The sequence below is a fragment of the Sulfitobacter sp. 1A15258 genome, from assembly GCF_043557045.1.
In the GTDB taxonomy this organism is placed as follows: domain Bacteria; phylum Pseudomonadota; class Alphaproteobacteria; order Rhodobacterales; family Rhodobacteraceae; genus Sulfitobacter; species Sulfitobacter faviae.
Genome location: NZ_JBIFFK010000006.1, coordinates 139,141 through 163,565 on the forward strand (window position 1 = coordinate 139,141; position 24,425 = coordinate 163,565).

Consider the following 24,425-nt stretch of genomic DNA (forward strand, 5'->3'; position numbering starts at 1 on the left):
GGTCATACTGGAGCGCACCACGCGCTTCAAGAGGCAGGCTTAGCCCGGCATAGCAATCTGGCGGCGGCCTTCGGTAAAAATGACCCGCTTGCCTGCTTCGATCTCGCGTTGGAACAGGTCGGTGATGATGCGCATGGCTTCATCCCGCCCCGAAGCAGCAAAACGCCGGGCGGAGCGGACGCGCAGGTTGTTGTCAAAGCCGCGTGCGGCGTGGGCCCAGAGCATCGGGTGCAATTCCGTCATGTGATCGCGCACGATCCAGCGCGCGCAATCGGCAATCTCGGCGCGCACGGCTCCGGCGGCATCCGCCGAAGGGGCGGTCTGTCCGATGGTATTGGCGCAATAGGCTGCCAGCAGGTTGGCGGTATGCGGATCTGGGCGGCGGGCGAGGATATCGCGCAGCCCTTCGATGAAAAACGGCACATCAAGATTGGCACAGGCCTGCGCATCGCAGCTGATCGCGTCGAATTGCACCCATGTGTAGCCGCCCGCGCCCCAAGTCTCTTCGGTCCGCGCGGCAGTGCGACGGGCTTCGAGTTCGAGTTGGTCATATGAGCCATGCCACCTTGGCAGAAGGTGGTTGCCCATGGCCCGCATGGGGCGCGGGTTTGCGGGGTTCAGGTCGATGAGCCGGGCGTAGCGGTCCGCCACGGCGCGGGCGTCACCGCCGGTTCCCCCAAGCAGGGCACAGTGCGTCGCCGCGAGCAGGGGCGAGGCAGCCATGTCCTTGTCGAATGGTGCGAGGATTTGCTCCGCGCGTTCAAAATGCGCGGCGAAGGCCGCATGGTTGCGGGCCGGCACGTCGCTGTCCCAACCCGTGCCGCGCCATGCCCAGCCGATGTCCATATGCGCCTGCGCCACGATGGCGGCGATCATGGCGCTCCCGGCGTGATCGGCCAGCACATGTTCCAGCGCTTCGATCCCTGCCATCAGGGGCGCGTCACTCGCCGGTTTGCCGTCGTAAAGCGCGTGTTCCGCGGCGAGAATCACATCCGCCCGCGCGCCAAAGGCCATCAGCTCGGCCACCGGCATGGCACCCGGTGTCATCTCGCGGTTCTCGTCGGCTTCTTGCAAAAGCTTTGCCATCTCCTCCCAACGTTCTTGGCGCACCAGCCATTGCGCGCGGTACTGGTGACGGTCGCGCTGCATCTCTTCGGCGGTGGGGTCGGGGCAGGAAATGCGCAGCAGTGCGTCGCGCGGTGCACGGCGGCGCAGGAGCGGCATTTCCAGCGGCTCGAACTCGGGCGCTTGCGGTGCGGGCTTGGCAAAGAACCCTTGCAAGGCGGACGGGATCATATGCGAGAGTTTCTTCATCTGGGGCCGGTCCTGCCTGCTGTTTGTCGATGATTTAGGTTTGACCGGGCAATGGGGCGGAACCGTGTCCGGCGTGCGGAGCTTTCGGGAAAATTCTGCAGCGCAGTCGGGCAGGCGGGGGCAATCCTTCGCGACAATCCGGCGGCGCGGCGGGCGCTGTTTCCCGATCAGAGGAAATCTGCCGATCCCGCGCCCCTGCTGCGCTTGCCAAGCGCGTTTCGGGGCGGTCTTATGCGCGGCATGAAAACTGCCATGATCGCCCTATTGCTCTGCGCCGGCCCCACCATGATTTGGGCCGAATTGCCCAAACAGCCCGCCCCGGTGGTAGAGGTGGATAACGTAGTGCAGACCGCCGCCACGTCTTTGTCCTTCCCTGATGAGGTCGAGGCCGAGGACGAACCGCCCGCACTTGAAACCGCGCCCTTTACCACAACGCTGCGCCCGCCCGCGCGTCCGGGCAATCTGCCGCGTACGCGCTGGCAGCATATGCGGGGGCATTCGCTTTGGACCCGCGCGGCGATCTCGGCGCTGAAATCCCATGGCAAGCCCTTGGTGGATATGGTGCCCGGTGATGTGGCGGAGTGGTGCCCGGCCTATCCCACGGCATCCGACAGCCAGCGCCGCGCCTTTTGGGTCGGCTTCATGTCGGCGCTGGCCAAACATGAGAGCACCTATCGGTCTTGGGCCGTGGGCGGGGGTGGCCGCTGGTATGGGTTGTTGCAAATCCTGCCGGGCACCGCGCGGGGCTACAAATGCAATGTCGGCAGCGGTGATGCGCTCAAGAACGGCGCCGCGAACCTGAGTTGTGCTGTGCGGATCATGGCGACGACCGTGCCGCGCGACGGGGTGATCGCCGGAAACGGGCGGCGCGGCGTCGGGGCCGATTGGGGGCCGATGCGCAGCGCGTCCAAACGGGCGGATATGTCTCGCTGGCTCCGGCGGCAGTCCTATTGCAAACCGTTGAACGCGGCTCGACCCCGCAGCCGTCCGTAGATTACTGGATCAGCGTGAAGTGGTGCCTCTCTGTCGCGACACCGCGCGCTTGAAGTGCGGCCTCTAGCGAGCGGTGCGGTGGCGTGGCCTCGAAGGGCAGTTTGATCTTGCGGCCCGTGCGGAGAATGACCGTCGCGCGCACGGACATATCCAGCCGCGTATCAAGCCGAACGCGGTCGATCTGCGCCAGCGCGATTTTCGCGTCCCGTTTGCCGGTGAACCACGACAGGCTGTTCTGATCGAGCGTCAAGCCGCTGGCCGGATTGCTAAAAACCTCCCATAGCGCGGGCAGGGTAAAGAGCCCCAATAGTCCGACGATCCAGCTCGAGGCGTCGAGCCAGAGCCACGCTGCCCCGAGGGTCGCCCAGATCACAGGTGACAGGAGCAGGGTCGTCCAACTGCGGGCATGGCGGTGATAGGTATAGGCCGCCATGCCCTCGGTCTGGGTTGCCGCGTTAGGCACCGCGAATGCGGCTGAGCATCTCCGACGTGTCCCGGCTGAGGTCGGGGCTGGCGAGGATGCGGTCGAGCTGCTTCTCAATCATCTCTTGCCGCGCCATGTCATAGCGCCGCCATGTCTGGAAGGCCGAGCACATCCGCGCCGTGGTCTGCGGGTTGACCGGGTCAAGCTTGATTAGCCAGTCGGCCAGCAGGGCGTAGCCCTTGCCGCTCTCATGGTGGAACCCTGCGTGATGCATGGCAAGGCTGCCAAAGACCGCGCGGAAGCGGTTGGGGTTCTTCCAATTGAAATCGGCATGCTCGGTAAGCCTGCGCGCCACTTCGGCCGCCTCTTCCGGCGCGGCTTGGCTGACTTGCAGCCCGAACCATTTGTCCATCACCAGACGGTCATCCCGCCACTGCGCCTCGAAGGCAGCCAGCGCCTTGTCGCCTTGGCCCGCGCGCAGCAAGGCGGCGAGGGCGCTGAGCTGTTGGGTCATATTGTCGGCATCGTCGAACTGCGCTTGCGCGCGCGCTGGTCCCTCAACGCGGGTCAGCAGGGCAAGTGCTACATTGGTCAAGGCGCGTTTGCCCGATTGTGCCGCATTGGGTTGATAGGGGGCGTCGACCCTGTGGCGGTCATAGAGATCACCCAGCAGTGCGGCAAACCGTTCGGCCATGGCATCCCGGGTGGCATCCACCGCCTGATGGATCGCCGCCGGATCCGGCGTTTTGCCTGCGTCATGCAGGGTGCTGGCCAGATCAGCGTGGCTGGGCAGCCCCAGCATCAACGCGCGGTAGGCAGGCTCAAGGGTCTCATCCTCCAACACGGCCCGCAGGGCTTCGAGCCATGCGTCATCCGGCGCGCTGCCTTCGGTGATCACGGCCAGCAAGGATTGCCGCGCCAAGGTGCGCCCGGCCTCCCACCGGTTGAAGGGATCGCTGTCATGGGCGAGCAGCAGCAGGCGCTCTTCTTTCGAGAGGTCTTGCTCCAGCACCACCGGGGCGGAGAAACCGCGCAGCACCGAGGCCACGGGGCGCGCATCCAACCCGTCGAAGGTGAAGCTCTGTTCGGCCTCGGTCAGCTCCAACACGCGAGAGGGGGCCACTTCGGCCCCATCCGTGCCGATCAGCCCCACGGTGATGGGCAGAACCTGCGGTTCCGGCTCAGGCGTGGCGGTGCTGGGCGGGGTGTGCTGGGTGAAGGTCAGCGTGAAGATGCCTTTGCCCGCATCCCAAGCCTCTACCACCGAGAGGCGCGGCGTGCCCGCCTGCGAATACCAGCGTTTGAACTGGGTCAGATCGCGGCCCGTGGTGTCTTCGAAGACCTTCAGCCAATCTTCGATCGTCGCCGCATCGCCGTCGTGACGCTCAAAATAGAGGTCCAGCGCTTTGGCATAGGCGTCATCGCCCACCAAGGTCTTGAGCATGCCGATCACCTCGGCGCCCTTCTCATAGACGGTGGCGGTGTAGAAGTTGTTGATCTCTTGAAAGCTTTCGGGCCGCACCGGATGGGCCAACGGGCCTTGATCCTCAGCGAACTGACGTGCGCGCAAATCGATCACATCGCCAATGCGTTTCACCGCCGGAGAGCGCATGTCCGAGGTGAACTGCGCGTCGCGGTAGACGGTCAGCCCTTCCTTGAGACAGAGTTGAAACCAATCGCGACAGGTGATGCGGTTGCCGGTCCAATTGTGGAAATACTCATGAGCAATGATCGCTTCGATCCGCTCGAAATTATCATCCGTCGAGGTTTCGGGGGAGGCGAGAACGGCGGCGGAGTTGAAGATATTGAGCCCCTTGTTCTCCATCGCGCCCATGTTGAAATCATCCACCGCGACGATGTTGAAGATGTCGAGGTCGTATTCACGACCGTAAACCTCTTCGTCCCACTTCATCGAGGCTTTGAGCGCCTCCATCCCGAAGGCGCATTTGCCCTCGTCGCCGGGGCGGACATAGAGGTTCAGATCGACCTCGCGGCCCGACATGGTGGTGAAACGGTCGGAATGGGCGACCAGATCGCCCGCCACCAGCGCGAAAAGATAGGCAGGCTTGGGCCATGGGTCATGCCACTCGGCATGGTTCTGCCCCTGCGCGACTGGATTGCCGTTGGACAACAGAACGGGATACGGGCCGTTGATGGTCACGGTGAAGACGCTCATCACATCGGGGCGGTCGGGGTAATAGGTGATTTTGCGAAAGCCTTCTGCCTCGCATTGGGTGCAATACATGCCGCCCGACATATAAAGCCCTTCGAGGGCGGTGTTGCCCTTGGGGTCAATCTCAACCTCGGCCTCCCAGATAAAGGGGCCGTCGGGCGCATCGCAGGTCAGACCGCGTTCCGTCACCTTCGGGGTGACCGGCTTGCCGTCAATCTGCGCGGAGATGAGCTTGAGTTGCTCGCCATGCAGGAAAAACTCTGCCTCCTGCGCCGCCGGGTTGGGGCGAAAGGCGATACGGCTTTTGACCCGTGTCTTATGAGGATCGAGGTCAAAGGTCAGGGCCACCTCATCCACCAGAAAGCCGAAGGGCTGGTAGTCACTGAGATAGATCGTTTGGGGGGTGGCGTCGCGCATTGGGCCTCCAGTCGCGGGAACGTAATTGGTCTGGGAAATGTTATGTCTCCAGAAGGCGGCCTGCAAGCCGAGCTGCCCCAACTTCGAGCAATGAGGTGTATCCATGTCCGCCCCCGACACCGATACCGAAACGCAGAAGAAACGGCATCGTCCTGCTTTGATCGGTATCAAAACCGCGATCATCGCAGGGGCGCTCTTGATGATCGCCGGCGTCGTCTACGCGGTGTTGCAGGCCACCGACCCCTCGCCGGAAGGTGAGGTTCAGCCCGTCGATGGCCCGGCGGACGCCGAGCCGGTGATCGCCACCCCGGAGCCGGTTGCCGACTAGCGCCTGCCTGCCCGCGCTTGCGCCGCTTTGCCTTTCTGCTAGACCTTTCACAAAGGTATCCAGCGCGGGAGAGGGCGGAGAATGACGGGTAGAATTGACAAGAACGGTTTGCAGGTAGAGCCCGCACTGGTCGGCTTCATCGAAGGATCGGCGCTGCCGGGCACGGGTGTAGACGCGGATGTCTTCTGGGCGGGGCTGTCGGACCTTGTGCATGACCTTGGGCCGAAGAACCGTGCGTTGCTTGAAAAACGGGCCGAAATTCAGGCCAAGATTGATGAGTGGCATCGCGCACGCGCAGGCCAGCCCCATGACGCGGAGAGCTACACCGCCTTCCTGCGTGAGATTGGCTATCTTCTGCCCGAAGGGCCGGCGTTCCAGATTGAGACGCAAAACGTAGACCCCGAAATCGCGCAGGTGCCCGGGCCGCAGCTTGTGGTCCCGATCACCAACGCACGCTTCGCGCTCAACGCCGCCAATGCGCGCTGGGGCAGCCTTTATGACGCATTCTATGGCACCGATGCGCTGGGTGATTTGCCGGTGGGCAAGGGCTATGACGCCGCGCGCGGCGCGCGGGTGGTGGCGCGGGCAAAAGCCTTTTTGGATGACGCCGTGCCGCTCTCGGCCGGCAGCCATGCAGATTTGGCGGGGTATCGCGTTGTGGACGGGCACCTTGAAGCTGTGATGGCGCAGGATGCGGCCCCCTGCGGCTTGGCCCATCCGGCGCAGTTTGCGGGCTACCGGGGCGCGGCGGAGGCGCCCGACGCGGTCCTCTTGCGCAACAACGGGTTGCATATCGAGATCAAGATCGACCCCGAGCATGCCATTGGCAAGGACGACCCCGCCAGCGTTGCGGATGTGATCATCGAATCCGCGCTTTCGACCATCATGGATTGCGAAGACAGCGTCGCGGCGGTGGATGCCGAAGACAAGGTGCTGGCCTATGGCAATTGGCTGGGGCTGATGAAAGGGGACCTTGCCGAGACCTTTGAAAAAGGCGGCCAGACCGTCACCCGCCGCATGGCCGAGGACCGTCGCTATACCGCGCCCGATGGTTCAGGTGAGATCACGTTGAAAGGCCGCTCGCTAATGCTGGTGCGCAATGTCGGCCATCTGATGACCAACCCCGCCGTGCTCGACCGTGAGGGGCGCGAGATTGGCGAAGGGCTGATGGATGCCATGGTGACCACGCTGATCGCCATTCATGACCTCAAACGCGCGGGCGGCAACTCGGTCACCGGCAGCGTCTATGTGGTGAAACCCAAGATGCATGGGCCCGAGGAAGTGGCCTTTGCCGATGAGATTTTCACCCATGTGGAAAAGACGCTCGGCCTGCCGCAATATACTGTGAAGCTTGGCATCATGGACGAAGAGCGCCGCACCAGCGCCAACCTCATGGAATGTATCCGTGCAGCCAAACACCGTGTGGCCTTTATCAATACCGGTTTCCTCGACCGCACGGGGGACGAGATCCATACCAGTATGGAAGCCGGTCCGATGGTGCCCAAGGGTGAGATGAAGAACAGCGCTTGGATCGCCGCCTATGAGGATCGCAACGTCGATATCGGCCTTGCCTGCGGCTTGCAGGGCCGGGCGCAGATCGGCAAGGGCATGTGGGCCATGCCCGACCGTATGGCCGAGATGCTGGAGGCCAAGATCGGCCATCCCCAATCCGGGGCCAATTGCGCATGGGTGCCATCGCCCACCGCGGCTACCCTGCACGCTACACATTATCACAAGGTTAACGTCTTGGCGCGGCAGGAAGAAATCAGAGAGGGCGGCGCGCGCGCCACGCTCGACGCGCTGCTGACCATCCCGGTGATGGAAGGTCGCAACCTCAGCACCGAGGAAATCACCCGCGAGATTGAGAATAACGCGCAGGGCATTCTGGGCTATGTCGTCCGCTGGATTGATCAGGGCGTCGGCTGCTCCAAAGTGCCAGACATCAACGATGTGGGCCTGATGGAAGACCGCGCGACTTGCCGCATCTCGGCCCAAGCGCTGGCGAATTGGCTGCATCACGGCGTCATCAGCCGCGAGGAAGTCGAGGCCGCGCTTAAAAAAATGGCAGCCGTGGTGGACCGTCAAAACGCCGACGATCCCAGCTATCGCCCCATGGCGCCGGGCTTTGACGGGCTGGCCTTTCAGGCGGCCTGCGATCTGGTGCTGAAGGGGCGCGAACAGCCCTCGGGCTATACCGAACCAGTGCTGCACGCGCGCCGGTTGGAGTTGAAGGCGCAGAGCTGAGGTTGAGACCACGGCGCGAAGCGCCTATGTTCGGGCCATGGTGAATAAGAGGTAACTCATGGCCCGACCCGTCGTTGGTATCATTGGCAATTCCTACCTGCTGAACGATCAATACCCCGTCCACGCAGGCGGGCAGATGAACACCGAAGCGATTGCCGAGGTTTCGGGCTGTCTGCCGCTCATCGTGCCGAGCGATCCGCGCTTTGTCTCGGTCGAGGAATTGCTGGAGGTCTGCGACGGTTTCCTGCTGACCGGCGGGCGTCCCAATGTGCATCCCGAAGAATATGGTGAGCCTGAGACGGAGGCACATGGTGCCTTCGACCGCGCGCGCGACGCGGTGGCGCTGGCGCTGGTGCGGGCCTGTGTGGCGCGGGGCCAACCCTTCCTCGGCCTCTGCCGCGGGTTTCAGGAAGTGAACGTTGCCATGGGTGGGTCGCTTTATCCTGAGATTCGCGATCTGCCGGGGCGGATGAACCACCGGATGCCCCCCGATGGCACCATCGAAGAGAAATTTGAACTGCGCCATGACGTGAGCTTTACCGAAGGCGGCGTGTTCCACCGTGTGATGGGCGCGACCAAAGTGCTGACCAACACGCTGCACGGACAGGGAATCAAGGAACCCGGCCCGCGCGTGGTGATCGACGGCCACGCGGATGATGGCACGCCCGAGGCGATCTATATCAAAGACGCGCCGGGCTTTACCCTCGCCGTGCAGTGGCATCCCGAGTGGAACGCGGCCAATGACCCCGTCTCGCGCCCGCTGTTCGAACATTTCGGCGCGGCGGTGCGGGCTTGGGCGGCAGATGGATCGGCCATGCCGGTGATGACCGCCGCGCAGTAAGACGCGGCGCCGGGGGCGCGCGTTCCACTATCTATGACCGCGCGCCGCGCTTCTCGGGGCGCGGCAGCCTGCATCGCGACGCAGTCGTTCTGTCGGTCCCCCGAAGGCGACCTCAATCGCGCCGTCAACGGATGCCTAGCCTCAACGCCTTTTAACTGTGCAGCCCGCTCAACGGCGTAACCGGAGGGGCCGCGTGGTTCAGCGGCGTCACATCATCATCCAAGACCGCGTCTTCCTCTAGTGGCCCCGCTTTCGCGCCCTGAGGCGCTGCCGGACCTGAGCAGGCGCGGCGATAGGAGCTGTAAGGCCAAGCCTCAAGACGGTCACAATAGCCTGCATGCACGCGGCTGAGGTGCACCAAACTGCAATGCCGTTCGAAATCCGCGGGGTCGCGGATCCGATGCTCCCAGAATCGCCGCTGCCAAATCCCTTTCTCGCCCCGTTTGATCTGCCGCAGACTGCGATGCGGGGCCGGGGGGAGATGGCGGGAAAACCGCCCCTTCCACATGCCGATCCGGTTGCCGTAATCGGTATCGTTCGGCGGCAGGGTCCAGACCGTATGGAGCACATCCGGCAAGATGGCGATGGCATCAATCCGGAAGGGTTTGCGCGCCAAAGTCTCACGCATCGCTTGGCGCAGGGCCGTGATATGCCGCAGCAGCGCATCATCATCGCGCCGCGCAAGGCGCAGGGTAAAGAAATAGCTGTTCGCGCAATGTGATGAAGGGCTGTCTCTCATGGCCCTGAGCTTGGCGCAGCTTGGTTAAAGCAACCTTAACGGCACTACATTTGCCCGCCAGCGATCTCGATCGACTGGCCGTTGATGCTTTCGGAGCCTTCGCCGACAAGCCATGCCGCCGCGGCAGCCACTTCCGAGGGCGCGATCAGACGTTTGTGGCGGTTGGCGTTGACCATGACATCGCGGGCCTTTTCCTCGGACAGGCCGGCGCGTTTGGAGATCGCCTGCGTGTTGCGCGCGATGATCTCGGTATCGACGTAACCGGGGCAGAGCGCGTTGAAGGTAAAGGGTTGGCCCATGTAATCTTCGCTGAGCGAGCGGATCAGCCCGATCATCCCGTGTTTCGAGGCCGAGTAGCAGGCCGCCCCCGGCAGGCCGCGCAGCCCGGCCATGGAGGAGACCGCGATGACCCGGCCCCAATCGGTCTGGCGCATGGATTTCAGGCTCTCGCGGATGGTGAGAAAGGCCCCGTCGAGATTGGTCGCCATCATGTCGCGCCAGAAATCGAGGTCGGTTTTATGCAGTGACCGGCCCTCGGCCACGCCCGCATTGGCCACGCAGATTTGCACCGGGCCATTTGCCTCGACCGCGCGGGCGATGGTCTCGGTGACCTGCGCCTCGTCGCGCACGTCCATCGCCATGCCGCTGATGCCATTGCCTGACACGGCGTCGAGCACCTCCTGCCGCCGCCCGGTGATGGTGACCTTCGCGCCCTTGGCGGCCAAGTCCTGCGCGATGGCAAGGCCGATGCCTGTGCCGCCGCCGGTGATGAATGCGTGTTTGTCTTTCAGTGTCATAAAGCCTCCCATTTGCGGGCAGGGTGGCGCGGAGGGGGCGGCAGTACAATAGGCAGCTTGTGATGACGGGGCGTTATGTGCGGGGCGGCTGGCACGGCGATAGGCCAAATCTTGCCGCCCGCCGATCACATTTGCGGAAGCCTTACGCCTGACTATTGCAGCGCTCGCCGCCTTAGCGCACTGGTCGGATGGGTAACCTGATGACAGGGCCTTGCCAGAACCATTGGAGCAGCAAAATGAAACACATAGAATTTTCAGTTCTCGCCCTTTCCGCAGCCCTCGCTTTTGGGGCAACCACAGCGCAGGCGGTCGAAGTGACGGGTGGATCGGTCGGCCTTTCCTATTCCGCATTCGCGGACGACACCGATTTCAGCCGGCTTGGCCTTGATGGGTCGGTAGAGCTTGGCTTTAACCGCAACCTTAGCTTGCAGTTCGACGCCGGTTACAGCGACTTCGACTTTGTCGATGAAGACAGCCATTTGCTGGGCCTGCACGGCATTTACCATTGGGATGAAGCAACCTCTTTCGGGGCCTTCTACACCCGGGAGGAAGCCTTGGGCGGAGATGCGGATATCTTGGGTCTCGAAGCAGGCTATGAAATGCTGAATTGGGACTTCGAAGGCTATCTGGCCCATGTCGATACCGATGCAGGTGACGGCACGCTTGGCGGTATCAAGGCGCGTTATGCGCTGGCGGAAGGTTTTGGCATCAGCGGCTCCTATGATCGGCTAGGCAGCGATGGCGACGATCTGTCGCGTTTTGCCATGCGGCTCGATCGTGAGGTTTCCCCGACCACCAATCTGTTCTTGGAAGTCGGGTCTGCCAAGGTGGACGTGGGCAGCATCAGCGAGTCCGAGCCCTTCGTCGGTCTGGGCGGCGAAATCAACTTCGGCGCGGATCGTGGCACCACTTTCGACCAGCGCGGTTTGGCGCGTCTGATCCCCGGTCTTTGATCGCGACTTAGCCGTCGTTTGACACTTCGGCATGGCCCTCGGGCCATGCTACTGGTGCGGGGTGGAACGGCTGTTCTATCTCTGCGTCAAAAACAGCAAACCGTTCTTCCGATGTCGCGGTGCAGCAATTTTGCACCGTTTCACCCCGCGGTTTGCTTGTACTATTGCTGCGCGCGCGCTATCGCTCTGACTAACAAAGTTGCGCCAGAGCGGCGCGACGGGCCAGCAAAGGGGGACTCTTGGTTTGAAGATCGGGACACCAAAAGAAATATTTGAGGGCGAGAACCGGGTCGCGATGACCCCGGAAAGCGCGCTGCAACTGCAAAAGCTCGGGCATAGCTGCGTCATCGAGACGGGCGCCGGGGCGGCTGCGGGCTTTGACGATGCCGCCTATGAAGCCGCGGATGTCGAGGTGGTGCAATCCGCCGCCGCGCTTTACGAGGCCGCCGATGTGGTCGCCAAGGTGCGCCCGCCCTCCGAGGAGGAGGTGAAGCACCTGCGCGCAGGCCAGACGCTGATCTCCATGTTCAACCCCGCCGGCAACACCGAGCTGATGGAGGCCGCTGCCGAGAAGGGCGCGACCGTCATGGCGATGGACATGGTGCCGCGCATCAGCCGTGCGCAGAAGATGGACGCGCTTTCGTCGATGGCGAACATCGCGGGCTACCGCGCGGTGATCGAGGCAGGCAATAACTTCGGTCGCTTCTTCACCGGTCAGATCACCGCGGCGGGCAAGGTGCCCCCGGCCAAGGTGCTGGTCGTCGGTGCGGGTGTCGCCGGACTTGCGGCCATCGGCACATCGACGTCGCTGGGGGCGATTACGCTGGCCTTCGACGTGCGCCCCGAAGTGGCAGAACAGGTCGAATCGATGGGTGCCGAATTCGTCTATCTGGATTTTGAGGAAGAGCAGCAAGATGGCTCCGCCTCCGGCGGCTATGCCTCTGTTTCTTCTCCCGAATTCCGCGAAGCGCAGCTGGCCAAGTTCCGCGAGTTGGCGCCCGATGTGGACATCGTCATCACCACGGCGCTGATCCCCAACCGCGAGGCGCCGGAGCTTTGGACCGAGGACATGGTGCAGGCGATGAAGCCCGGCTCCGTGATCGTGGACCTTGCCGCCGAGAAGGGCGGCAACTGCAAGCTCACCAAGATGGACGAGAAGATCGTCACCGAGAATGGCGTGACCATCATCGGCTATACCGACTTCCCCTCGCGCATGGCGACGCAGGCCTCGACGCTTTACGCCACCAACATCCGTCACCTGATGGCGGACCTCACGCCCGAGAAGGACGGGGTCATCAACCACGACATGGAAGATGATGTCATCCGCGGCGCCACCATCACCCACGAGAAGGAAGTGACCTTCCCGCCGCCACCGCCCAAGGTCGCGGCCATCGCGGCGGCGCCGAAGAAGGAAAAGCCGAAGGAGAAGACAGCGGAAGAGAAACGCGCCGAGGAACTGGCCGCCTTCAAGCAGCAGACCAAGAACCAGGTCACGCTGCTGGCCGTGGGTGCGGCACTGCTGCTGGGTGTGGGCCTCGTGGCCCCCGCCAGCTTCATGCAGCACTTCATCGTCTTCGTTCTGGCGGTCTTCGTCGGTTTCCAAGTGATCTGGGGCGTGGCGCACAGCCTGCACACGCCGCTGATGGCGGTGACCAATGCGATCTCCTCGATCATCATTCTGGGCGCGCTGATGCAGATCGGCTCGGGCTCTTGGCTGGTGATCCTTCTTGCTGCCCTGTCGGTCTTCATGTGTGGGATCAACATTTTCGGCGGCTTCCTCGTGACACGGCGCATGCTCGCCATGTTCCAGAAATCCTGAAGGAGCGAGCATCATGGAATACGGATTCACGACAGCGGCCTATGTGGTCGCAGCGGTTCTCTTCATCCTGTCGCTTGGCGGTCTGTCGGGGCAGGAAAGCGCGAAGCGCGCTGTATGGTACGGCATCGCCGGCATGGCGCTGGCGGTCATCGCCACGCTGATCGGGCCGGGGGCGGGGCTGTGGCTCCTCTCGCTGATCCTGATCGCCGCGGGCGGGGCCATCGGCTACCAACTGGCCACCCGCGTGCAGATGACGCAGATGCCCGAGCTTGTCGCGGCGATGCACAGCCTCGTGGGCCTCGCCGCCGTCTTCGTGGGCTACAACGCCCATATCGAACTGGGCAACGTGCTGGCGATGGACGATGTCGCGCGCAAGGCGACCGAAAGCTTTGCCGCGCTGCTGGCCAAGAAGGACAGCGTTGAGATTGCGATCCTGCGGGTTGAGCTGTTTCTCGGCGTCTTCATCGGTGCGGTGACCTTCACCGGCTCTGTCATCGCCTATGGCAAGCTCGCAGGCCGTGTCAGCTCTGCCGCGACGAAACTGCCGGGCGGTCACCTGCTCAATGCCGGTGCCGCGCTGATCTCGCTGATCTGCCTGATCTGGTACTTCAACACCGGGGGCTTCCTGCCGCTGTTTGTCATGACGCTGGCGGCGCTCTTCATCGGGTATCACCTGATCATGGGCATCGGCGGCGCGGACATGCCGGTGGTTGTCTCGATGCTGAACAGCTACTCCGGCTGGGCCGCGGCGGCGATCGGCTTCTCGCTGGGCAATGATCTGTTGATCGTGGTCGGCGCGCTGGTCGGCTCCTCGGGTGCGATCCTCAGCTACATCATGTGCAAGGCGATGAACCGTTCGTTCATCAGCGTGATCCTGGGCGGCTTTGGCGGCACCTCTGGCCCGGCGATGGAAGTCGAGGGCGAGCAGGTGGCGATTGAGGCCGATGGTGTCGCACAGGCGCTTAACGAAGCCGACAGCGTCATCATCATCCCCGGCTACGGCATGGCGGTGGCGCAGGCCCAAGGTGCTGTCAGCGATCTGGTCAAGAAGCTGCGCGCCAAGGGCAAGAACGTGCGTTTCGCCATCCACCCGGTGGCGGGCCGTCTGCCCGGGCATATGAACGTGCTGCTGGCCGAGGCCAAGGTGCCCTATGACATCGTGATGGAGATGGAGGAGATCAACGACGACTTCCCCGAGACCGACGTCGCCATTGTCATCGGCTCCAACGACATCGTGAACCCCGCGGCACAGGACGACCCGAACAGCCCCATCGCCGGGATGCCGGTGCTGGAATGCTGGAAGGCGAAGACCGTGATCGTCTCCAAGCGCGGGCAGGGCACGGGCTATTCGGGGATCGAGAACCCGCTGTTCTTTAAGGAGAATACGCGCATGTTCTACGGTGACGCCAAGGCCAGCCTCGACAAGCTGCTGCCGCTGATCGACTAACGTTTTCTTTCGAAGAAAACGGCCGGGAATTTTTGAAAAACTCCCGGCCCATCCCATGAACGCCCCGCCGGAAACGGTGGGGCGTTTGCATTCTGGCGTGCGGTATACCTCGGTATGCATTAACCCTTTGAAAAAGCGTGATTTTCCACTGTTCATCAGCGGCAATGACGCTATTCTCGGTGGAATACACCCAACAGCGGACCCCGTCATGGCCCCGATCAAAGACCACCCGCAGCGGCTTGCCCTTACCGGCGAAATGCACGCGCGCCCGTTTCCGCAGCTTGCTGCGCCCTCTCGGGTTGCCTTTCTGGCGGTGAAACCCGCGCCCGATGCCGTGCCGCAGGCCGAGTTGAACGCGCTGCTGGCCCATTACGGCGCCCCGCGCGCCGATGCGGCGGCCACGCATTATTACGGAGAGATGGGCCGCTTCACCCTGAAATGGGAGCAGCATACCGAGTTCGTCACCTATACGGTTATCGCCCCTACGGGCCGGAGCCTGCCCTTCGCCGCCACGGATTTCGACGCTTTTCCAGAGGATTGGCTGGCCGAGGTGCAGGGGGAGCGGATCACCTCGGCCCTGCTTGCGGTGCTGCCGAAACCGGACGCTGATGATGAGATCGCCGCGCATTTGCAAGACTGGTTCGTGCCCGAAAGCCTCGCCGTGGCAGAGGTGCTGGATGGGGCGGCGGTGGTGGCCAGCGACTTTCGGATTGATCCCGCAGGCCATCTGCGCCTCGCGCTTTTCACCGATGCGACGACCGGCCAGCGGCGGATTGGGCGGATCGTGCAGCGGCTCTGCGAGATCGAGACCTATAAGGCGATGTCGATGCTGGGGTTCATGCAGGCGCGCCACATGGCCGGGGCGCTGAATGATCTGGACGGACAGCTATCGACGCTCATGGGGGCGATGCGCAGCGGGGCGGGCACGGCGGCTGAGGAAACGCTGCACGCGCTTTTGGACGTGTCGGTCGCACTGGAGGCGCTGACGGCAGAGACCGCCTATCGTTTCGCCGCCACGGGGGCCTATGAGGCCATCGTCTATGAACGTATCTCGGCCCTGCGTGAGGCGCGTTTTCTGGGGCGGCAGGGCTTTGGCGAGTTCATGATGCGCCGCTATGCGCCCGCGATGCGCACGGTGAAATCAACCGAGACGCGCTTGCAGACCCTCGCCGCGCGGGCACTGCGGGCCGCGGATCTTCTGCGGACGCGGGTGGATGTGGAACGCTCGGCCCAGAACCAAGCGATCCTTGCCAGTATGGACCGCCGCGCCGATCTGCAACTGCGCCTGCAACACACCGTAGAGGGGCTGTCTGTCGTGGCGATCAGCTATTACGCGGTGTCGCTGGCGGGCTATCTGCTCTACCCGCTCGCCGCGCCATTGGGGGTCAGCAAAGGGCTGCTGACCGCCGCCGTCACTCTGCCGGTTGTGCTTGGCGTGTGGTGGACGCTGCGCCGTCTGCGGCGGAAGATCGGTTGAGAAGCGCCTGCATGGCCAAGCCGCCCAGAGCGATCATCACGATGGCCTCGATGGCTGCGACTGAAAGCGTCGGCACGCCGGAGAGCCCCGCGCCCAAGGTGCAGCCCCCGGCCAGCACCCCGCCCACGCCCATCATGGCGGCCCCGGTCAGGTAGCGCCCGGTCTGGCGGGGGGCGTCAAAGCTCTGCCACCGGAACTCCCGCGCGAAGAGGCTGGCGATCAGCGCACCGACAAAAACGCCGCCCAATAGCCCAGTGCCAAAGCCTGCGGGGATCGAACTGCTGGCGATGGTCCAGAACAGCGTATCGGCGGAGGGAGAGGTGAAGCTGAGGCTTTCCATCGCGATTGGGTCGAATTCATCAAGCAGAATGAACCCGGTGCCCACCCATGCGGCGGGGACCAAGAGACCGATCAGCGCCGCCATCGCCAATTGCCCCAGACGGTTGCCCGAGCGCAGCGCATAGGCCAGCGCCGCCACGGCGATCACACCGGCCCAGAGCAGCGCACCGCCGGGCAGGGCGGCGAGGCTCACGTTCTCTCCCATACTCGCGGTGACAGAGCCGAGCGCCACGCGCAGCGGTGCCAAGACGCCTTTCAGCGTCGCATGGGCCACCACGGCAAAAACCAGCACCACCAGCGCCGCCCGCAGGTTGCCGCCGCCTGTCAGCACCGTAAGGCGTGAGATGCAGCCGCGTGTCAGCACCATGCCCGCGCCAAAGAGCAGCCCACCCACGGCAATCGCCAAAAGCGGAACGTCGCTGGCCATGAAGCGATGCGCGTCAAAACTGATCCATCCGGCGGCCACGGCGGCCTGCGTGCCGATCACGGCCAGCGCCAGTGCGGTCAGCCAGATGCCAAGCGCTTGGCGTCGGTCTTCGCCCACGAGGCTGCGGCGAAAGCAAAACCGCGTGCGCTGCGCCAGCACGCCGAACGCCAGCCCGATGAGGGCCGCCAACAGAACGGACGCCTCTTTTGCTGTCGTCTCTTCAAAGCCGAAAGACTCAAACATCTCGAAAACCCTCGAAAACGGAATTATTTCCCATTTGGAGCGGGTGCGGGTCACAATCAAGTGAAAGCGCACAGGGCCGACCCCCAGAGGGGTGAATTAAATTCCCTATTTATGGGAAAAAGGGCGACGCTGTTCACCCTGCGTCAAGGGGCGTAAAACAATCGGCCCCCGCCACAGGGGGCAGGGGCCGGTCGGTTCTTATTTTGCTCAGCGTCCGCGAATGCGCGGGTCGAGCGCGTCGCGCAGACCGTCGCCGAGGTAGTTCACCGCCAGCACGGTCAGCGAGATGGCGATGCCGGGCAGCATCACCCGCTCGGGGAACTCTTGCATCCGGTCCACGGCATCGGCCAGTTGCTTGCCCCATGTGGGGAAGTCCGACGGGAAGCCGACGCCAAGGAAGCTCAGCGCGCTTTCGGTGATGATTGCCGTGGCGAGGCCCAAGGTCGCCGAGACCATGATGGGCGAGATCACGTTGGGCAGCAGGTGGCGGCGGATGATCTTGCCCGGGGTGGTGCCGATGGAGCGCGCGGCGAGGATGAATTCACGCTCTTTCAGCGCCAGAATGTCGCCGCGCACAATCCGCGCCGTCTGCATCCATGAGGTCAGGCTGATGACCGAGACGATGAGGATGAACATGCCACCCTCCGGCCCGAACTGCGCCCGCAGCGGTTGGCCAAAGAGCGTCACGGCGAGCAGGACCAGAGGCAGGATCGGCAGGCTGAGGATCAGGTCGGTGAACCGCATCAGCCAGAAGTCCATCCGTTTGAAAAAACCCGAGAGCACGCCGACGGCGGTGCCGATGATCAGCGCCAGCGCCATTGCCATCCAGCCCACGGCCATCGACACGCGCCCACCAAAGAGCATCTGCGCAAGGATGTCGCGGCCCAACTGGTCGGTGCCGAAGGGATGGGCCCAGCCCGCCTTGGCATCGCCATCCCACAGCAGGGTATAGATCGGCCGCCAGTTCTTGTTACGGATGTCCAGCTTCTTGGCGTCGATGTCCCACAGATAGGGGCCAAAGATCACGGCCAGCGTGATGAAGATCAGGAAACCTCCGCCAAAAAGCGCGCCTTTGTGCTTGCGGAACTGGTCCCAAACATCGCGCCATTGGCTGCGCGGCGGTTTTTGCGGGCCCTTGTCTTGCAAGGCCTTCATGAACTCGAGGTCGGCTTCGACCGGGCTTGCGGGAATGGGTTGCTCAGTCATAACGGATCCTTGGGTCAAGCAGGCCGTAGAGGATATCTGCGATCAGGTTGAACAGCACGATCAGCACCGCGAAGATGAAGGTCAGCGTCATCACCATCGGCAGGTCGTTGGCGCGCAGCGCGGTCAGCAGCAGCTGGCCGATGCCGTTCACCTTAAAGACGTTCTCGGTGATGATGGCGCCGCCAAAGATCGCGGGCATGCCAAGCGCGATAACGGTGACCACTGGGATCATCGAGTTGCGCAGCACATGCACCATGACCACGACGCTTTCCTTCAGCCCCTTGGCGCGGGCGGTGCGCACGTAGTCTTGGTTGAGGTTGTCGAGCATGGCACCACGCATGTAGCGGCTGATCTGCGCCGTGGTTTGCAGCGCCAGCACCATCACCGGCATGATCATTTGGAAGAACTGCACCTTGAAGCTCTCCCAATCGTTCACGACATGGGTCGTGTCATAGATCGACGGCAGCCAGCCCAAAGAGACCGAGAAGATTACGATGAGCAGCGGACCGGTAAAGAAGGGCGGGATCGAAAAGCCGATCATGGTGATGAAGGTCCCGGCCTGATCGAAGACCGAATAGTGACGGTAGGCCGAGTAGATGCCGATCGGGATCGCGATGACGATGCCGACGATATAGGCCAGCCCCACGACCCAAAGGGTCTGTGGCATGCGCTGGATCACGATGTCCATCACCGGCGAACGGGTCTGCCAAGAGATCACGCGCAGCTTGCCTTCGGAAAGCGCCGTATCGGGCAGCCAGCTAAACAGGGCGGAGTGGTTGGTCAGATAGTCGATGAAAACCTGCGGCTCGATCCAAAAGACCTGCACGAGCCATTTCCAATATTGGATATAGATCGGCTGGCCGAGGCCGAGCGCCTCGCGCATCTTCTCTTTCACCTCGGGCGGGACCGTCAGCGGCACTTGGGCCATCGGGTCGCCGGGGGCGAGTTGCAGCAGCAGGAAAATCACCAGGCTGATAAACAAAAGCGTCGGGATCGACAAAAGAAGTCGTCGGATGGTGAAGGTCAACATGGGCGTCGCCTTTGTAGGTCAGTCTGTGAGGGGGTGGGGGCGAGACGGGGGCGCGCGGATGACGCACACCCCCGAAGGTCGTTGAAGGGAGGCGCGGGCCTGCCGCGCCTCCGTCCTAGATCACTCTTCCATGCGGTACCAATCGGCGGCATTCCACAGCTCGGAGTCCCATGTGTTCAGCACAACGCCACCAAGGGTGTTGGAAGCAGCCGAGACGCGGCCACGGTCCACCAGCGGCAGGATCGAGTAGCTGTCTTTGGTCAGCATGTCGTTCAGCTTTTTGGCCAGTTCGCCACGCTTTTCCATCTCGCCGGTGCGGCCCAGTTCGGCCACCATCGCATCATACTCTTCGTTGCAGAAGCGGTTGATGTTCTCGCCCTGCCACTGTGTCTCAGGGCTGGGGAACTTGGCGCAGGTCCGCTGAGCAAGGTAGCTTTGCGGGTCGGTGCCGTCGAAGTTGTTGGCGTACATTTCAACGTCTGCATAGAAACGCTGGAACGTGTCGGTCGAACCGGGGTCGCCACCGAAGAAGACCGAAGAGTCGATGTTGCGCAATTCGGTTTCAACACCGATCTGGCTCCACCAATCCTTGATCAGCGCTTGGAAATCCTGACGCACGGCGTTGGTCGAGGTCTGGTAGAGCAGGGACAGTTTCTCGCCATCCTTCTCGCGCACACCGTCGCCATCGCTGTCAACCCAGCCCGCTTCGTCCAAGAGCGCCTTGGCGCCTTCGATGTCTTGTGTCAGACAGTCGGTGTTGTCAGAGGCGTAAAGCTCAGGCGCAGGCACCATGTTGCAGGTGGCGCGGCCCGCTTGGCCGTAGCCGACCTCGACCAGCAGTTCGCGGTCGATCGCCATGGAGAGCGCCCGGCGGACTTTCTCATCGCTCAGGATCGGGTGCGGGTGTTTGGCCGTGGCGCGCTCACCCTCCGGCAGATCGGGGGAGGCATCGGTCATGTTCAGTTCAAGACGCTCAACCAGCGTGCCGAATGCCGACATGGGCTTGCCCTTGCCGCCTTCGGCCATCTTGGCGATGACATCGGGGGCCAGTTGCAGGTTCCAGGCGTAGTCGAACTCACCCGTTTCCATCACGGCACGGCCCGCCGCTGTCGCGTCACCACCGCCCTTGAAGGTCAGCGTGGCGAAGGCAGGCTTGCTCGGGTCGCGGTAATTCTCGTTCGCGGCCATGGTGATCACGTCGTTCGGGCGGAACTCGGTGACGGTGAAGGGACCGGTGCCGATGGGGTTGAAGTTGGCCTCGGTGCACTCGGGCGCTTTGGCGCCGGTACAATCAGCAAACTGTGCCGCCTGAATGATCGGGGATTGGCCGCCCATGAAGGGGCCGTAGGGGTTCGGCATCGGCTCGGAGAAGGTAACTTTGACTGTCTGGTCATCGACCACGTCGACCGAGGAGACACCTTCGAACTTGGCAAGCTGCGCACAGCCGCCTTCGGGGTTCATGCAGTAATCGGCGGTGAACTTGACGTCATTGGCGGTGACGGGGGTGCCGTCGGACCACATCAGCCCGTCTTTCAGCTTCCATGTGATGGTCTTGAGGTCTTCGCTCACGCCGCCATTTTCCAGCGTCGGAATCTCGGTTGCCAGATAGGGCACCAGCGCGCCGTTCTGGTCGTAGCGGCCCAGCGGTTCGAGAACCAGCGAGGAGGCTTCGACGTCTTTTGTGCCGCTCGACAGATAGGGGTTCAGGATCGAAGGCGCCTGCCAATAGATGATCTTGACTTCGCCGTCGCGGCCCCGCTCGCCCTCATGGGCTTCGGCAAAGGCCATAGGGGCAAGCGCCGTCGATGCGACAGCCCCCATCAATAGGGTCTTCAATTTCATATCTTACTCCATGTTGGACACGTGGGCGTGCCGCTTATTGTCGACGGGATGTTCCCCGCCTTGTTGTTGTCGCCCCGGAAAGAACATGAGCTTCGCCAGCTAAACATAACAAAACAAGCAATATTCAACCTGTGATCGAAGCGCTCTTTCCAAACCGCATGGGCTATATCGAAACAGGTTTGCCGGAAATTGCAAGGGCGGACGTGGCGCAATTATGACAAAGCTCGAACTCTGCGCGTCAGGTTTGACAGTCTCGTGACATTCGCCGTAGCGTCGGGCAAAATCTGCGCCAATAAAAACAACAGGGAAACAGATGCTGGATCACACCAATGGGGCGCCAATCGCCCAAATTCAGGGCCTGCGCGTCGAATTTCAAACCAAAGATGGCCCCGTGGTCGGTGTTGAGGATGTCAGTTTCGACATCAATCCCGGTGAGACGGTTTGCGTGGTCGGAGAATCAGGATCAGGCAAATCGGTGTCCTCCCTGTCGCTGATGCGACTGGTTGAGTATGGCGGCGGTGAAATTGCAGGCGGTCGCCTGCTTTTTGAGCGCGGTGAAGAAGGCCAAGTCGATCTTGCGGCCAGTGGCGGCAATCTGATGCGCAAGATTCGCGGCAATGAGATCGGCATGATCTTCCAAGAGCCGATGACCGCGCTGAACCCCGTGTTCACCATCGGCAAGCAGATGACCGAAGGGCTGCGCCTGCATCTGAACATGACCCGCAAAGAGGCCGAGGCCCGCGCGCTGGAGCTGATGAAACAGGTCCGCATCCCCGAGCCGGAGCGCCGGCTCCAGCAATACCCCCACGAACTTTCGGGCGGCATGCGCCAGCGTGTGGTGATCGCTATGGCGCTGGCCTGTGAGCCGCGTCTCTTGATCGCCGATGAGCCCACCACCGCGCTCGACGTGACCATTCAGGCCGAGATCCTTGCCCTGATGGACCGGCTGAAGCGCGAGACCGGGACGGCGGTGATGTTCATTACCCACGACATGGCCGTGGTGGCGCAGATGGCCGACCGTGTGGTCGTGATGTTCCGCGGCAAGAAGGTCGAGGAAGGCACCGTCGAGGAGATCTTCGAGAACCCGCAGCACCCCTATACCAAGGCGCTGCTGGCCGCCGTGCCGAAACTGGGCGAGATGACGGGCAAGCCATACCCCGAGCCGATGAAACTCTTGGGCACGCCCGACAAGGAGATCGTGCCGATCAAGGGCCGCGAAGAGACGCTTCTGTCGGTCAAGAACCTGACCACGCGCTTCCCGGTACAGGGCGGTTTCCTGCGCCGCACCGTCGCCAATGTTCATGCGGTCGAGGATCTGTCGTTTTCGCTCAACAAGGGCCAGACGCTCAGCCTCGTCGGCGAATCGGGCTGCGGCAAATCCACTGCCGGGCGCTCGATCCTGCGGCTGGTGGAGCCGATGTCGGGGGAGGTGAAGCTTGACGGCGTCGACATCATGTCGCTGGACCAATCTGCGCTGCGCACCGCGCGGCTCGACATGCAAATGATCTTCCAGGACCCCTTCGCCTCGCTCAACCCCCAGATGCAGTTGGCCGATCAGGTGGCCGAGCCTATCCACAACTTCGGCACGCTCAAGGGCGGTGAGATCAACAAGCGGATCGAGATGCTTTTCGACCGCGTGGAACTGCCGCGCAGCTTCATGCGCCGCTTCCCGCATGAGCTTTCGGGCGGCCAGCGCCAGCGCGTCGCCATCGCCCGTGCGCTTGCGCTGAGCCCTAAGCTCATCATCGCTGACGAAGCGGTCTCGGCGCTGGACGTGTCTGTGCAGGCGCAGGTGCTGAACCTGATGATGGAGCTTCAGGCCGAGATGGAGCTGTCGTTCCTCTTCATCAGCCACGACATGGCCGTGGTCGAACGCGTCAGCCACTATGTCGGCGTCATGTATCTGGGTCGCATCGTTGAGATGGGCTCGCGCCAGCGGGTCTTCGAGAACCCGCAGCACCCCTATACGCAGGCGCTGATGAAGGCCGTGCCGATCGCCGATCCGCGCCGCCGCAAGTCCGAGAAGGACCTGAACTTCAAGCCGATCCCCTCGCCAATCCATCCGGTCAGTTACCGACCCGAGCCTTCGGTCTACCGCGAGGTGGAGCCGGGGCACCATGTGCTGACCACCGACAGCGGCTATTGAAAGAAGACCCATGACCGAACGCCTGACCCCGCTCGAGTTGATGACCAAGCTCATCAGCTTTCCCACCGTGTCGCGCGACACCAATATCCCGCTGATCGACTGGGTGGCTGACTACCTCGCCTCGCACGGGATCGAGAGCCACCGCTACATCGACCCCGAGCAGCCGAAACATGCGCTCTTTGCCCATGCCGGCCCGTGGGAGGAGGGGGCCGTGGTCCTTTCGGGGCACACGGATGTGGTGCCGGTCGACGGTCAGGCTTGGGACACCGACCCGTTCACCGTGACCGAAAGGGACGGCCGCTACTACGGGCGTGGCACCTGCGACATGAAGGGCTTCGATGCGCTGGCGATCTGGGCGCTGGTCGAGGCGCATTATGCAGAAGTCAATCGCCCGCTGCAGATCGCGCTTAGCTTCGATGAGGAGATCGGCTGCACCGGCGCCCCGCCTATGATCCAAGCGATGCAGGGCGTGGTGCCCAAGGGCTCGGCGGTGATCGTGGGCGAGCCCTCGACCATGCAGGCGGTGACCGGGCACAAGGGCGGCATCGGCTTCAACACCCATCTGGTGGGTTTCGAGGTGCATTCCTCGCTGCTGCACACCGGGGTCAACGCGATCATGGCGGGCGCGAAGCTTATCGAATGGGCCAATGACGTGAACAGCGACAACATGGCCGCCAAGCCGACCGAGACGGCGGCGATGTTCGATCCGCCCTTCACCACCGCCCATGTCGGCGTGATCGAGGGCGGCACGGCCCACAACATCACCGCCAAGGACTGCAAGTTCGCGATGGATTTCCGCGTCGTCCCCGGCGAGGACAAGGACAAATGGGGCACCGCCTACCTCAAGAAGGTGCGTGAGGTCGAAAAGCAGATGCAGGACGTGGTGCCCGAGACCTATATCGAGACCTCGACCCGTTTCGACGTGCCCGCCCTGCAGCCCGAGAAGGACGGCGAGGCCGAGCAGATCGTGCGCCAAATCACCGGCGACAACGCCAGCCACAAAGTGAGCTACGGCACCGAGGCCGGGCAGTTTCAGGAGGCGGGCTATTCCGCCGTGATCTGCGGCCCGGGCGATATCGCGCAGGCGCATCAGCCCAATGAGTTTATCGAGGTGGCGCAATTCGAGGCCGGTCACGACTTCATGCGCCGTCTGCTGACCCGCTTGCAGGGCTGAGCTTTCCCTGACAGACCTGAGGCAGGCCCTTCGCCGGGCCTGTCCTTTCCAC

Annotated in this window: 19 protein-coding genes; 10 read left to right on the forward strand and 9 right to left on the reverse strand. The window is 62.9% G+C overall.

The annotated features are described in order from the left end of the window. Positions 1 to 39: 39 nt before the first annotated feature. Positions 40 to 1,314: a hypothetical protein gene (locus ACGYK9_RS13790; RefSeq protein ID WP_394412145.1), complete on the reverse strand. Its 1,275-nt coding sequence runs from the start codon at positions 1,312 to 1,314 to the stop codon at positions 40 to 42. A gap of 252 nt (positions 1,315 to 1,566) precedes the next feature. Between ACGYK9_RS13790 and ACGYK9_RS13795 the strand changes: the two genes are divergently transcribed. Further along, positions 1,567 to 2,307, forward strand: coding sequence for a transglycosylase SLT domain-containing protein (locus tag ACGYK9_RS13795; protein WP_394422560.1), 741 nt, complete (start codon positions 1,567 to 1,569; stop codon positions 2,305 to 2,307). A 1-nt stretch (position 2,308) separates the two neighbouring features. Here ACGYK9_RS13795 and ACGYK9_RS13800 read toward each other — a convergent pair whose 3' ends face one another. Both ACGYK9_RS13800 and pepN read right to left on the reverse strand, forming a co-directional pair. After that, positions 2,309 to 2,770 carry a hypothetical protein gene (locus tag ACGYK9_RS13800; protein WP_394412151.1) on the reverse strand — a complete coding sequence of 154 codons (462 nt, stop codon included), beginning with the start codon at positions 2,768 to 2,770 and terminating at the stop codon, positions 2,309 to 2,311. Beyond that, positions 2,763 to 5,321 (reverse strand): aminopeptidase N, encoded by a 2,559-nt coding sequence (gene pepN / locus ACGYK9_RS13805; RefSeq protein ID WP_394412154.1) that lies wholly within the window; start codon positions 5,319 to 5,321, stop codon positions 2,763 to 2,765. The genes ACGYK9_RS13800 and pepN overlap by 8 nt, the downstream gene beginning before the upstream one ends. Before the next feature lie 103 nt (positions 5,322 to 5,424). Between pepN and ACGYK9_RS13810 the strand changes: the two genes are divergently transcribed. The 3 genes from ACGYK9_RS13810 to ACGYK9_RS13820 all read left to right on the forward strand — a co-directional run bounded on the left by ACGYK9_RS13810 (position 5,425) and on the right by ACGYK9_RS13820 (position 8,734). Continuing rightward, complete coding sequence (locus ACGYK9_RS13810) at positions 5,425 to 5,649, forward strand: hypothetical protein (RefSeq protein WP_394412156.1); 225 nt, start codon at positions 5,425 to 5,427, stop codon at positions 5,647 to 5,649. A gap of 81 nt (positions 5,650 to 5,730) precedes the next feature. Then, a complete protein-coding gene (locus tag ACGYK9_RS13815; RefSeq protein WP_394412159.1) occupies positions 5,731 to 7,893 on the forward strand; it encodes a malate synthase G in 2,163 nt (720 codons plus the stop codon). A gap of 58 nt (positions 7,894 to 7,951) precedes the next feature. After that, complete coding sequence (locus ACGYK9_RS13820; RefSeq protein ID WP_394412162.1) at positions 7,952 to 8,734, forward strand: gamma-glutamyl-gamma-aminobutyrate hydrolase family protein; 783 nt, start codon at positions 7,952 to 7,954, stop codon at positions 8,732 to 8,734. 151 nt (positions 8,735 to 8,885) lie between these two features. Here the strand turns inward: ACGYK9_RS13820 and ACGYK9_RS13825 are convergent, their stop codons facing one another. Together ACGYK9_RS13825 and ACGYK9_RS13830 are read right to left on the reverse strand one after the other, a co-directional pair. Then, complete coding sequence (locus ACGYK9_RS13825; RefSeq protein WP_394412165.1) at positions 8,886 to 9,473, reverse strand: REP-associated tyrosine transposase; 588 nt, start codon at positions 9,471 to 9,473, stop codon at positions 8,886 to 8,888. Positions 9,474 to 9,517: 44 nt separating this feature from the next. Continuing rightward, a complete protein-coding gene (locus ACGYK9_RS13830) occupies positions 9,518 to 10,270 on the reverse strand; it encodes an SDR family NAD(P)-dependent oxidoreductase (protein WP_394412168.1) in 753 nt (250 codons plus the stop codon). A gap of 236 nt (positions 10,271 to 10,506) precedes the next feature. Here ACGYK9_RS13830 and ACGYK9_RS13835 point away from each other — a divergent pair, with 236 nt between their 5' ends. From ACGYK9_RS13835 to ACGYK9_RS13850, 4 genes are all read left to right on the forward strand, one after another. Continuing rightward, positions 10,507 to 11,223 carry a hypothetical protein gene (locus tag ACGYK9_RS13835; RefSeq protein WP_394412171.1) on the forward strand — a complete coding sequence of 239 codons (717 nt, stop codon included), beginning with the start codon at positions 10,507 to 10,509 and terminating at the stop codon, positions 11,221 to 11,223. Between the two features lie 244 nt (positions 11,224 to 11,467). After that, positions 11,468 to 13,042 carry a Re/Si-specific NAD(P)(+) transhydrogenase subunit alpha gene (locus tag ACGYK9_RS13840; protein WP_394412174.1) on the forward strand — a complete coding sequence of 525 codons (1,575 nt, stop codon included), beginning with the start codon at positions 11,468 to 11,470 and terminating at the stop codon, positions 13,040 to 13,042. Positions 13,043 to 13,055: 13 nt separating this feature from the next. Next, positions 13,056 to 14,489 carry an NAD(P)(+) transhydrogenase (Re/Si-specific) subunit beta gene (locus tag ACGYK9_RS13845; RefSeq protein ID WP_394412177.1) on the forward strand — a complete coding sequence of 478 codons (1,434 nt, stop codon included), beginning with the start codon at positions 13,056 to 13,058 and terminating at the stop codon, positions 14,487 to 14,489. Between the two features lie 208 nt (positions 14,490 to 14,697). Continuing rightward, on the forward strand, positions 14,698 to 15,966 hold the full coding sequence (locus ACGYK9_RS13850) for a DUF3422 family protein (RefSeq protein WP_394412180.1): 1,269 nt from the start codon (positions 14,698 to 14,700) through the stop codon (positions 15,964 to 15,966). Here the strand turns inward: ACGYK9_RS13850 and ACGYK9_RS13855 are convergent. The 4 genes from ACGYK9_RS13855 to ACGYK9_RS13870 all read right to left on the reverse strand — a co-directional run bounded on the left by ACGYK9_RS13855 (position 15,902) and on the right by ACGYK9_RS13870 (position 21,053). Then, positions 15,902 to 16,975 carry a YeeE/YedE family protein gene (locus ACGYK9_RS13855; RefSeq protein WP_394412183.1) on the reverse strand — a complete coding sequence of 358 codons (1,074 nt, stop codon included), beginning with the start codon at positions 16,973 to 16,975 and terminating at the stop codon, positions 15,902 to 15,904. The two genes, ACGYK9_RS13850 and ACGYK9_RS13855, sit on opposite strands and share 65 nt — an antisense overlap. A 207-nt stretch (positions 16,976 to 17,182) precedes the next feature. Continuing rightward, complete coding sequence (locus ACGYK9_RS13860) at positions 17,183 to 18,181, reverse strand: ABC transporter permease (RefSeq protein ID WP_067263326.1); 999 nt, start codon at positions 18,179 to 18,181, stop codon at positions 17,183 to 17,185. Then, positions 18,174 to 19,211, reverse strand: coding sequence for an ABC transporter permease (locus tag ACGYK9_RS13865; RefSeq protein ID WP_067263329.1), 1,038 nt, complete (start codon positions 19,209 to 19,211; stop codon positions 18,174 to 18,176). Before ACGYK9_RS13865 ends, ACGYK9_RS13860 begins: the two co-directional genes overlap by 8 nt. Before the next feature lie 120 nt (positions 19,212 to 19,331). Then, positions 19,332 to 21,053: a peptide ABC transporter substrate-binding protein gene (locus ACGYK9_RS13870; protein ID WP_168612027.1), complete on the reverse strand. Its 1,722-nt coding sequence runs from the start codon at positions 21,051 to 21,053 to the stop codon at positions 19,332 to 19,334. Positions 21,054 to 21,366: 313 nt separating this feature from the next. On the opposite strand from ACGYK9_RS13870, the gene ACGYK9_RS13875 reads away from it, so the two are divergent. Next, on the forward strand, positions 21,367 to 23,199 hold the full coding sequence (locus tag ACGYK9_RS13875; protein ID WP_394412186.1) for a dipeptide ABC transporter ATP-binding protein: 1,833 nt from the start codon (positions 21,367 to 21,369) through the stop codon (positions 23,197 to 23,199). Positions 23,200 to 23,209: 10 nt separating this feature from the next. Further along, on the forward strand, positions 23,210 to 24,373 hold the full coding sequence (gene argE, locus ACGYK9_RS13880) for an acetylornithine deacetylase (protein WP_394412189.1): 1,164 nt from the start codon (positions 23,210 to 23,212) through the stop codon (positions 24,371 to 24,373). Positions 24,374 to 24,425: the final 52 nt, after the last annotated feature.